This is a genomic window from Aliivibrio friggae (assembly GCF_057368515.1).
Window position 1 is genome coordinate 2671318 of the sequence record NZ_CM170648.1, and the last position, 11552, is coordinate 2682869.

At 39.9% G+C, this 11552-nt stretch carries 12 protein-coding genes; 5 read left to right on the forward strand and 7 right to left on the reverse strand.

Translation table 11 applies throughout. From position 1 onward, the window contains the following. Positions 1-64: 64 nt before the first annotated feature. Together fieF and AC2INI_RS12380 are read right to left on the reverse strand one after the other, a co-directional pair. Complete coding sequence (gene fieF, locus AC2INI_RS12375; protein WP_122033787.1) at positions 65-970, reverse strand: CDF family cation-efflux transporter FieF; 906 nt, start codon at positions 968-970, stop codon at positions 65-67. 160 nt (positions 971-1130) lie between these two features. Further along, a complete protein-coding gene (locus tag AC2INI_RS12380; protein ID WP_122033788.1) occupies positions 1131-1622 on the reverse strand; it encodes a CpxP family protein in 492 nt (163 codons plus the stop codon). Between the two features lie 196 nt (positions 1623-1818). On the opposite strand from AC2INI_RS12380, the gene AC2INI_RS12385 reads away from it, so the two are divergent. The 3 genes from AC2INI_RS12385 to AC2INI_RS12395 all read left to right on the forward strand — a co-directional run bounded on the left by AC2INI_RS12385 (position 1819) and on the right by AC2INI_RS12395 (position 4494). Then, complete coding sequence (locus AC2INI_RS12385; protein WP_122033789.1) at positions 1819-2502, forward strand: response regulator; 684 nt, start codon at positions 1819-1821, stop codon at positions 2500-2502. Positions 2503-2520: 18 nt separating this feature from the next. Further along, on the forward strand, positions 2521-3897 hold the full coding sequence (cpxA, locus tag AC2INI_RS12390) for an envelope stress sensor histidine kinase CpxA (protein WP_122033790.1): 1377 nt from the start codon (positions 2521-2523) through the stop codon (positions 3895-3897). A gap of 117 nt (positions 3898-4014) precedes the next feature. Further along, entirely contained in the window at positions 4015-4494 is a 480-nt protein-coding gene (locus AC2INI_RS12395) for a tRNA (cytidine(34)-2'-O)-methyltransferase (protein WP_122033791.1), read from the forward strand. A 100-nt stretch (positions 4495-4594) separates the two neighbouring features. Here the strand turns inward: AC2INI_RS12395 and cysE are convergent, their stop codons facing one another. From cysE to AC2INI_RS12415, 4 genes are all read right to left on the reverse strand, one after another. Then, complete coding sequence (gene cysE, locus AC2INI_RS12400; protein ID WP_122033792.1) at positions 4595-5416, reverse strand: serine O-acetyltransferase; 822 nt, start codon at positions 5414-5416, stop codon at positions 4595-4597. Between the two features lie 18 nt (positions 5417-5434). After that, complete coding sequence (gene gpsA / locus AC2INI_RS12405; RefSeq protein WP_122033793.1) at positions 5435-6466, reverse strand: NAD(P)H-dependent glycerol-3-phosphate dehydrogenase; 1032 nt, start codon at positions 6464-6466, stop codon at positions 5435-5437. A gap of 161 nt (positions 6467-6627) precedes the next feature. Further along, positions 6628-7098 (reverse strand): protein-export chaperone SecB, encoded by a 471-nt coding sequence (secB, locus tag AC2INI_RS12410; RefSeq protein WP_065592917.1) that lies wholly within the window; start codon positions 7096-7098, stop codon positions 6628-6630. A 130-nt stretch (positions 7099-7228) separates the two neighbouring features. Then, complete coding sequence (locus AC2INI_RS12415) at positions 7229-7666, reverse strand: rhodanese-like domain-containing protein (protein ID WP_122033794.1); 438 nt, start codon at positions 7664-7666, stop codon at positions 7229-7231. A 237-nt stretch (positions 7667-7903) separates the two neighbouring features. Here AC2INI_RS12415 and AC2INI_RS12420 point away from each other — a divergent pair, with 237 nt between their 5' ends. Further along, positions 7904-9034: a murein hydrolase activator EnvC family protein gene (locus AC2INI_RS12420; protein ID WP_486304945.1), complete on the forward strand. Its 1131-nt coding sequence runs from the start codon at positions 7904-7906 to the stop codon at positions 9032-9034. Between the two features lie 99 nt (positions 9035-9133). On the opposite strand, the gene AC2INI_RS12425 is transcribed toward AC2INI_RS12420, so the two are convergent. After that, on the reverse strand, positions 9134-9667 hold the full coding sequence (locus AC2INI_RS12425; protein ID WP_122033795.1) for an FxsA family protein: 534 nt from the start codon (positions 9665-9667) through the stop codon (positions 9134-9136). A gap of 433 nt (positions 9668-10100) precedes the next feature. Here AC2INI_RS12425 and aspA point away from each other — a divergent pair, with 433 nt between their 5' ends. After that, the gene (gene aspA / locus AC2INI_RS12430; RefSeq protein WP_060992688.1) at positions 10101-11549 is read left to right on the forward strand and encodes an aspartate ammonia-lyase; all 1449 of its coding nucleotides are present in this window, start codon (positions 10101-10103) and stop codon (positions 11547-11549) included. The last annotated feature ends 3 nt before the right edge of the window (positions 11550-11552 follow it).

Here is an 11552-nt window from a genome sequence, read left to right on the forward strand (position 1 = left end):
CAATCACGACTATTTCATTTTTCTGTTACCAAAAAACAATAACTGCTAATAATACTACTAATTCTTACTGAAACTGTGTTTGCTCTCTGTCTGAGTCTAGCACAACTGAAAGTGGGTCTTGATGAATTATAATATCAGAATGTGGGAAAACTGTTAAAAGTTCATCTTCCACTTTATCCGCAATTCGATGCGCTTCAACTAATGGCATCTGATCTGGCAGCTCTAAATGCAATTGAATAAATCGGGTTGGGCCAGCTAAACGAGTTCGTAAGTCATGGATACCTTTAACACCATCGACACGACAGCACGCTTCTCTTATCTGCTCTAATTCTTCCTTTGGCAGTTGTCTATCAAGTAACAATTGGATTGCTTCATACGCCATTTTAAAGGCGCTAATTAAGATATACACCCCAATGACTAGAGCGAAAATAGCATCCGCTTGATGCCAACCATACCAGCTTAACCCAAGTGCTAACATAATAGCCGCATTCATAAATAAATCGGTTTTGTAGTGTAATGAATCAGCAGCAATGGCTTGGCTTCCGGTTTGTTTAACGACCCATTGTTGAACCATTACCAAACCAAAAGTTAATACAATCGCAAAACCACTAACATAAACCCCTAATTCAGGAGAAACAACATCTTGAGGGCGGAAAAAACGCTCAACCCCATTCAATAATAAGAAACAGGCAGAGCCAGAAATAAACATCGCCTGAGCTAATGCCGCTAACGACTCCGCTTTACCATGACCGAAACTATGCTCTTCATCGGCAGGTTGTAATGCGTAGCGCACCACCAAAAGATTGGTAATAGATGCCCCCATATCAAGCAGAGAATCAACTAATGACGCCAATAAACTTACAGAGCCGGTTACCCACCAAGTTCCTAATTTGAACAACATTAAAATTGTCGCAACAATGGTTGCAAGCCATGCAGCCATGGTGACTAAAGACGCATATCGTTGGGTCATCTTTTTTCCAATACTTAAAAAATCAGTCCTTAGTATAAAGCCTTAATCTAATGATCGTTATTCCATTTATTAATATATTTACAACAAAAAAAGTATAAACGAAAAAGCGGGCCTCTATTTATCATAAAGGCCCGCTTTCATTTACTACAGATACTTAAGATTATTTAGCGCAATCTGCGATGTATTTATCTTGGTTTGCTTTAAATTCTGCTTTTTGATCTGGAGTTAGAATATTCATCATTTCATGACGTTTCTTCATCATCTCAACACGGCGATCAATTTGACGCTGTGACATTTTTTCAGCCAAATCTCGTACCGCTTGCTCATCAAAGTTATCAGCTAACATTAAGTTTTGCATTGCTTCATGATCCGCTTTCATCTCAGCTGTTGGTTGACGTTTTTGACCTTTTTTCGCTTTCATTTCAGCTTTACGAGCGTCACGCATTTCATCGAATTGGTCTTCTTGAGCATCAGTAAGATCTAAATCTTTAAACGCTTTTTTATTGGCTTTCATCATGCATTTGCCACCGTGCATGCCTTCGCCTTTCATTCCGCCTTCATGATGGCTTCCACCTGCAGCAAACGCTGATGCAGAAGCTAAAGAAAGAGGAAGAACAACTGCGCCTAAAACCATTTTTTTAATCATGTTCATTGTGTTATCTCCGTTACAGAAAATTTATTTCAATCAAAGGCAGCTCGTTGCTGCTTGGTATGGGATAAGAATAGCTCAGTCAACGTAAATGTGTGTATTTTGAGCGTAAAGCAACGTAAAGGTCATTATCAAGGTTGGTATTCATTCGTTTATTTGGCGATACTATATTCAGAAAATATTACGCAGGTAAATGAGAATGGCAAAAATTTTATTGGTTGATGACGACGTCGAGCTAACCGCATTATTAAAAGATATCCTAAGTCTAGAGGGCTATCATGTTGTAGAAGCAAATAATGGTATTGAAGGCCTTGAAGCGGTTACCGATGATTTGGATCTTATCCTGCTTGATATCATGATGCCAAAAATGAATGGCATGGACATGCTACGAAAGCTACGTGAAACCAATGAAACGCCGGTACTAATGCTAACAGCAAAAGGCGAAGAGATTGACCGCGTCATTGGTTTAGAGCTCGGTGCAGACGACTATCTACCAAAGCCTTTCAGTGATAGAGAGTTACTAGCGCGTATTCGTGCCATTTTGCGCCGAACACAAAGTAAAACCAAAGAGAGCAGTAGTAGCAGTATTAAATATCAAGGAATTGAAATATTCGTAGGCAAACAAGAGGCCTACAACCATGGTGAATTACTGGATTTAACCGGCACAGAGTTTGGATTATTATCTCAATTTATTCAAAAACCTGGTGAGATCATCTCTAAAGAAGAACTCAGCCTAGAAGTACTTGGTAAACGACTTGCTCCTTTTGATCGCGCTATTGATATGCACGTATCAAATCTACGTAAAAAACTGCCTCCTTTATCAGAAGGAAAGCCTCGAATTAAAACCTTACGTGGCCGCGGCTATCTGTTTGTTGAGGAATAATCCTTGTTTAACAAGAAAATGAAATTCCCTCTTATTTCGAGCCTATATGGTCGTATCTTTGCCATATTTTGGTTTACCTTACTATTGGTTTTAATTGGGGTCGTTATCGGCCCTAATTTTGACCCACGCGCTCGCCATAATATTGCAACAGAGCATCTGACTAAGATGACGCAAATTGCAGCTTACATTACCGGTAAATATTCAGAACGCGATGATCTCAAGGCCACATTAAGAGTTATCAGTCATAAAGCGCATAAACACGACGAAAATCTAGACCTATTTTTCACCACACCAACTGGTGAAATTTTAGATAAACCAAAAGAATTACGAGGTAGAAAAAAAGCCTTACTTAATTTTTTAACTTTATCTGATGATCCAAAGCTACCACAACAAAAGCTCTACGGCAGAACTATGATGGCTGGCCCGTTTGATATTGTGATCGCTCATGAAACGGTTTACATGTACGTCGGGAGATATTGGAAAAAGCCTCCTCCTTTTATCCTTCGTATTTTAGATAAACCAATACAGCTCTTATTAGTAACTATGCTCGTTAGCACCCCATTTTTATTATGGTTAGCTTGGGCATTAAGCCAACCTGCAAGACGATTACAAAAAGCCGCGGAAAGGGTTGCCAGAGGTCAATTTGAAAAAGACGAAGCTTTAGAAAAAGGCCCTAAAGAATTCAGAAAAACAGGACAAAGCTTTAACCAAATGGTGGGGTCATTAAACACCATGATTTCAGGTCAACAGCGATTACTTTCTGACATTTCACATGAATTGCGTTCACCATTAACTCGCTTACGAATGGCCACCGCACTTGCTACCCGTAAACAAGGGGAAAGCGCTGAATTATCTCGTATTGATATGGAAGCAGATCGACTTGAGCAGATGATTTCAGAACTATTAGAGCTATCTCGTATTCAAGTGAACAGCCATCAAGAACGAGAGAAAACAGATGCCTACACACTTTGGTTTGATATTTTAGAAGACGCCAAATTTGAAGCGGAGCACATGAACAAAACACTCTCATATGTAGGGTTAACAGAAACCCCTATTTTTGGTAATCCTAATCTATTGATGAGTGCGATAGAAAATGTCATAAGAAACGCGATTAAATATGGTAATGATGTCATCACCATTCATCTCGCCGTGCATGAAAACTCCCTAATTATTCATGTTGATGACAATGGTGATGGTGTTCCAGAAGATGAACTGAATGATATTTTTAAACCTTTCTATCGTGTATCAACCGCCAGAGACAGAAGCAGTGGTGGCACCGGTTTAGGTCTTGCTATTACTGAGAGTGCAATGCACCAACATAGCGGAACCATCATTGCGAGTAAAAGCCCTCTTGGTGGATTACGAATGACGATCACCTTGCCTATCGAACAATAATGATCTCTAACAACATGGCTTACCTCAAAGTAAGCCATGTTGTTACGAGTACGCCCTACCCCGATACCAATCAATTAGATATACTGCGTTTAATTTCCGTTTATTCAAGAGTTCACTATGTTTGATATTGCGTTGTACGAACCTGAGATCGCCCCAAATACGGGTAACATCATTCGCCTGTCTGCTAACTGTGGTGCAAATCTGCATTTAATTGAACCGTTAGGATTCGATTTAGAAGAGAAAAAACTTCGCCGTGCTGGGTTAGATTATCATGAATTAACTCATGTAAAACGCCACAAAAATTACGCAGCCTTTCTTGATTATTTAGAGAATGAGAGTGAAGGTGAGCACCGTATCTTTGCCTGCACCACTAAAACCACCGGTCATCATACAACCCCAAGTTACCAAAAAGGTGATGTGCTACTATTTGGTCCAGAAACTCGTGGATTACCCGCGGATTTGATTGATGGCTTACCAATGGAGCAACGTGTTCGCATTCCTATGATGCCAGACAGCCGCAGTTTAAACTTGTCTAACTCCGTTGCTATTATTGTATTTGAAGCATGGCGTCAAATGGGATTTGAAGGCGGGTTATAATTTCTCTTTTCTCATAGTCAAAATACAAAAATAGCCACGATTAAGTGGCTATTTTTTATCGATAAAGATAAGTAATAAAATGGATTAACTGGATCTAATATTAAATACCATCACCAGAAATAAACGTCTGAGATTTCCCATTAAATTGCTGATCCATATCTAAAGACGGCATTTCAGAACTTGGACGTCCAACGATTTTTGCAGGAACTCCCGCCACTGTTGTATGAGGAGGCACCGCCTGTAAAACAACGGAACACGAACCAATCTTCGCGCCAATGCCCACTTCAATATTACCTAAAATCTTCGCACCAGCGCCAATCATAACGCCTTCACGGATCTTAGGGTGACGATCACCACACTCTTTACCTGTACCACCAAGCGTTACGTCTTGTAAAATAGAAACGTCATTTTCAACCACCGCGGTTTCACCAATAACAATGCCCGTAGCATGGTCAAACATGATCCCTTTACCAATGGTTGCCGCTGGGTGAACATCTACCTGACAAGCGACTGAAATTTCATTTTGAAGATACGTCGCAAGTGCAACACGTCCTTGCTTCCACAACCAATTTGACACACGATAACCTTGCAGAGCGTGATACCCTTTTAAATACAACAAAGGCATCGAATACATAGAAACAGCAGGATCTCGATTGACCGTCGCACAGATATCGCAAGCAGCCGCATCCGTTAAACTAGGATCTGAAGCAAATGCCTCTTCTACAACTTCTCGTACCGCCATAGCAGGCATAGATGCCGTGGCTAATTTATTAGCAAGAATATAACTTAATGCCGCAGCAAGGTTTTCATGTTTAATAATGGTGGCATGATAAAAGCTTGCAAGCATGGGTTCTTGTTCTGATTGCTCACGCGCTTCTTGAACAATACATTCCCATACTTTATGTTTCTTACATTCTTTCATTTTCATACCATCCTTGAATTATGATTCTGATTTTTTGTCGCGTGCTAATAAATCCTGCGCAGCAACTCTTGCATCTTTCCCTTGATACAATACTTGATAAATTTGCTCAACTATAGGCATTTCCACACCCATACGTTCTGCAAGTAAAAAGACTTCTTTAGTATTTCTATAACCTTCAACAACTTGGCCAATTTCTTCCTGTGCACTATCAACATCACCACCTTTACCTAACGCTAAACCAAAGCGACGGTTACGTGATTGATTATCGGTACAAGTAAGAACTAGATCACCAAGACCCGCCATGCCCATAAAGGTTTCAGCTTCAGCTCCTAACGCTACGCCTAAGCGCGTCATTTCAGCCAAACCACGAGTGATCAATGCCGTACGAGCATTAGCACCAAAACCAATACCATCAGACATACCAGCACCAATAGCGATCACGTTTTTCACCGCACCACCAAGCTGCATGCCAGTGAAATCATTGTTTGCGTATACTCGGAACGTTTTTGAACAGTGGATCTTCTCTTGAAGATCTTTTACAAATTGCTGATCAGGTGATGCAACTGCAATCGCTGTTGGCATACCAGAAGCAAGTTCTTTAGCAAAAGTAGGTCCAGAAAGTACGGCCAGTGAGTGTGATTCACCTAAAGCCTCTACTGCCACTTCTTTTAATAAACGACCTGTTTCAGGCTCTAGCCCTTTTGTCGCCCAACACACACGAGAATCTTCACGTAAGAATGGTTTCACATTACCTAACACCAAACCAAATACATGACTTGGAACCACAACAAGTAAATCACGACTTGCTTGCACTGATTTTTCAAGATCAGTAGACATGATTAATGATGGTGGGAAAGCAACACCAGGTAGAAACTCTTCATTCGCACGGTCCGCTTCTAAACGAGCCATGTGCGTCTCTTCATGTCCCCATAAAATGACTTTTGCGCCATTACGAGCAAGAGAGATAGCAAGAGAAGTTCCGTATGAACCGGCACCAAGCACGGTCATTGAAATATCAGAGTAATCAGTTTGTGTTGTCATAGTGACCATCCAAAACAAGTATCAAAAGATACTAGGTAATAAAAACAAAATGCACTTGTTATCAAAATATAGAAGCTATACAAAAATATAGGACCATATTAGATAAAAAAGTGCATTTATTCTCTACAAATTAATCAATAGCAAATACTATCAACTTATTATATTCAAGATTACGCTTGAGCTGGTGCTTCTGCGTTTTCTTGAGCTTGGTTTTGTAGGTAGTTCATGAACAATGCGTCAAAGTTAACTGGCGCAAGGTTAAGTTGTGGGAACGTACCTTTAACCACTAAGCTTGAAATAGTTTCACGAGCATATGGGAAAAGGATGTTCGGGCAGAATGCACCTAGGCAATGTGCTAGTTGAGCTTCTTCCATTTGACCAGCAGTAAAGATACCACCTTGTTGAACTTCACATAAGAATGCAGTTTCTTCTTCGTTCTTAACAGTAACTGTTAGACGAAGAATAACTTCATAAACACCTTCGCCTAGTTCACGGCTTTGAGTATCAAGATCCAGTTTAACATCTGGATTCCACTCTTTTTGGAACATAGTTGGTGAGTTAGGCGCTTCAAAAGAAACGTCTTTTAGGAAGATACGTTGAATTGCAAAGTTTTGTTGTTCTTGTTGTGCTGCTTCAGCCATGGGAAAAGTCCTTTCTATTTAAATATGTATGAACGCAGAATAACGATGTAATATTACTCTGCATTCGTGATATCTAAAAAATGAGCCAGATATCACATCAATATGAATCAGTTGCCTAGGAAATCAGCAATTACTTTTTACCTTTAACTAACGGTAGGTTAGCTTCATTCCAAGAGATTAGGCCATTCTTAAGTAATTTAACTTGCTCAAAGCCTGCAGCATGCAAATCATTTGCAGCAGTTTGAGCCGTTTGGCCTGTTTTACATACCACAATAATTGGGGTTGTTTTTGAGTTTTCAAGACCAGATAAGTTACCCGCTTTGATATCGCTTGGTAAAATGTGACGTGCATCCGTAATGTGACCTGATTTGAACTCATCTTTAGAGCGAACATCTACAACAATCGCGTCTTCACGATTCATTAAGGTTGTTGCTTGTGCAGGATCAACCTCTTGGTAGCCTGATGTTTTTTGCTTTACTACGTTCTGAATTAACGCAACAATAATACCAACCCAAACAACAGCTAAAATCATGTTGTTGGTTACAAAATCGATGATTGACGTTTCCATATTCTTTATCTCTAATGTTTTAGATAATCTGATGCGTTCACGCGATTCAGTTACCGTGGGCTCTAAAATTAAGTCGAAAGTATACCCTAGGGTTTGTTCCGAGACTAGCGAGGATAAAAAAACAGGCCGACACAACGAAAATGCTGTGATATTGGTTTTACAATTGAGACCAAACATCAACTCAGTCTAGTCAGACTCAACTCTATCTGAAATAATGCAATGATGAAAATATCCCTTATGAATACGCTTTTCTCTTGTCGTCAAATTTGTACGACGGCGTTAGTGTGCCTGACACTTACTCTTCCGATTTCAGCTCATGCTAACGACGCAGAGTTAAAAGGGATGAAACAAGAAATATCACGCCAAAACTCAGTATTAAGCAAACAAAAAAAAGAACTGACCAGTCTGCAATCGAGTCTTAAAAAACATGAACTCTCAATCGCTAACGCCTCAAAGAAAGCTCGTCGTGCCGAAAAAGATCTGGATGACGTAAAATTGTCCATTTCAAAACTAAAACAACAGCAATCTGAATTAGCTCAACAACAAATTGGGCAAATCGAGATATTAAAAGATTTACTGGTTAACTATTATCTTACTAGCCGTAACAACCAATTATCCAACGTATTGAGTGGCGACGATGTCACTAAAATAGATCGTATGACTCAATATGCACAACGAATTTCTGAAGCCAGAGTCGGCGCTATTTCTCAACTAGAATTCACAACCATGCAACTAAAAGAGAAAGAAGCGTCTCTTCTTAAACAGCAGCAGCGACAAAGTGAGTTACTTGCTCAATACAAAAAAGAGAAAACGACCCTTCAAACATCGCAAAACAAACGTAAGAGCACCGTTTCAAGTATCAAAAAACGCATTTCAAACGAAAATGGCTATTTAAATGAACTACAGCAAAATGAAAAACGCTTAAAAGTTGCCATCGCAAAAGCAAAGGCAAAAAACAACGTGCCTATGGATGGCATCGCCCGCCAAAAAGGTCGCTTACCTTGGCCTATCAGCAACCCAAAAACACTACACAGTTTTGGGACGAAACAAACTGGCCAATTAACTTGGAAAGGCATGGTGTTAGCGAGTGAATATGGCGCACCAGTAAAAGCTGTTGATTCAGGAAAAGTTGTTTTTGCTGATTGGTTACGTGGTTATGGCTTAATGGTTCTGATTGACCACGGTAAAGGTGATATGACCTTATATGGCTATAATCAAAGCTTAATGAAGAAGGAAGGCGATAAAGTACGCGCAGGTGAAACCATTGCCGTCGTTGGTGACAGTGGCGGTCAAGATAGACCTTCCCTGTACTTTGAAATCCGCCGTAACAGCAAAGCACAAAATCCTCGTTCTTGGTTAAAACGTTAGGGCTTAATTAATCAGTAAGTTCAGACAGTAAAAAAGCCGCGTTCTCAATTCATATAGAAAGAGAGCGCGGCTTTTTTAATTCAATTTATATATCGGTGATTATTTTAGGGTTTTATTCGGATCGTCTTCTTTACGCTGAAACTCACCTTCAAATACATCGCCTTGCTGATCATTGTGGTTTGCCTGATCAAATGGATTGCCTTGATTAAAAGGCCCGTTTTGGTCAAATCCACCGCCGAAACCTGCATGGAATCCACCTTGTGATGCTCCCATACCATTCACTTTTACACGACTCATTAATTGTTTTGCTAAATATGCTCTTGGTGCCGGCAATAACACCAACATACCTAATGCATCTGTCATAAAGCCAGGAACAAGCAATAACACGCCAGCAACCGCCAACATAACGCCTTCTACAATTTGTTGTGCAGGTAACTCGCCTTGTTGTAATTTTGATTGTACTGACATTAACGTTTGAATACCTTGGCTTCGCACTAATGATGCACCAACAAACGCAGTGATAATTACCAACCCAAGCGTCGGCCACATACCCAACATGCCCCCCACTTGCACAAACAGTGCAATTTCAATAATGGGAACAAAAATAAACATCAGTAATAAAATAGGAAACACAACACACCTCGATTGGATTTAAGACGATCTTTCGCTTTATATTTCTTTATTTAGTGTAGCAGGCATTAACCGCAAACCACTTTTTATCTCTCTATTATGATAGATGCGGCACTTCTGTTCAATTTTCAAGAAAGAACTCTGTAAAAGAGTGTAAACAGCCACCAAATTCATTAACTCAAGTAGCAGTTATATAACCTATAAAGTAAAGATATTAACAACTAGTGAGAGCATTATCTCAATTTGAAATATTTTGCAAAAACTAGACTTAAAAAGTGATCAACTTAACACTTTTACCCCTAAAGAGGTGTATGATGACGTTAAAACAAGGCATCAGGTACGATATTGATCACCTTCTGACGAACGGATTCTACTCGCAGATATGGTCACTTGGACAGAATCCAATAATTAAAATATAGAACCTTAAAGGCTTACTATGACTCAGATGCTTGATTTAGAAAAAACAAATACCGCTACTCGTATTGAAGAAGATTTGCTAGGTGAACGTCACGTTCCTTCAGAGGCTTACTACGGTATTCATACCCTTCGCGCTATGGAAAACTTCAACATTTCAAATGTAACTATTTCTGATGTTCCTGAGTTTGTTCGTGGCATGATCTACACTAAAAAAGCAGCCGCTTTAGCTAACAAAGAATTAGGTGCTATCCCTTCACAAGTTGGTGAGTACATCATCAAAGCATGTGATTTAATTCTTGAAACTGGCAAGTGCATGGATCAATTCCCATCAGATGTTTTCCAAGGCGGTGCTGGTACTTCAGTTAACATGAATGCTAACGAAGTTATTGCTAACGTTGCTCTTGAACTTATGGGTAAAGAGAAAGGCGAATACGATATCATTAACCCTAATGATCACGTAAACCGTTCTCAATCAACTAACTGTGCATACCCAACTGGTTTCCGTATTGCTGTATACAACAGCATGATGAAACTAATTGAAGCGATTGAATACCTAAAAGGTGCATTCGATCTTAAAGATCAAGAATTCCGTAACGTTCTGAAAATGGGTCGTACTCAGCTTCAAGACGCTGTTCCAATGACTGTTGGTCAAGAGTTCCACGCTTGGGGTGTTCTACTTCAAGAAGAAGTGAAAAACCTTAACTACACAGCGCAACTTCTTTTAGAAGTAAACATCGGCGCTACAGCAATCGGTACTGGCTTAAACGCTGCGACTGGTTACCAAGAAGCGGCAGTTCGTCACCTAGCTGAAGTTACAGGCCTAGAGTGTGTTGCTGCTGAAGACTTAATCGAAGCAACATCTGACTGTGGTGCTTACGTTATGATCCACGGTGCGCTAAAACGTACTGCGGTTAAAATGTCTAAAATCTGTAATGACTTACGTCTTCTTTCTTCTGGTCCTCGTGCTGGCCTTAATGAATTGAACTTACCTGAGCTTCAAGCTGGTTCTTCAATCATGCCTGCTAAAGTAAACCCAGTAATTCCAGAAGTTGTAAACCAAGTATGTTTCAAAGTAATTGGTAACGATACTACAGTGACTTTCGCTGCTGAAGCTGGTCAACTGCAATTAAACGTAATGGAGCCTGTTATTGGCCAAGCTCTTTTCGAATCTATCGAAATCTTGAAAAATGCATGTGTAAACCTACGTGACAAATGTATCGACGGTATTACTGTAAACAAAGAAGTATGTGAAGCTCACGTATTTAACTCTATCGGTATCGTTACTTACCTAAACCCATTCATTGGCCACCACGAAGGTGACATTGTTGGTAAGATTTGTGCTGAAACAGGCAAAAACGTTCGTGATGTAGTTCTTGAACGTGGCCTTCTAACAGAAGAACAGTTAGATGACATCTTCTCAGTAGAAAACCTGATGCACCCGCAATACAAAGCAAAACGTTACGATTAATCC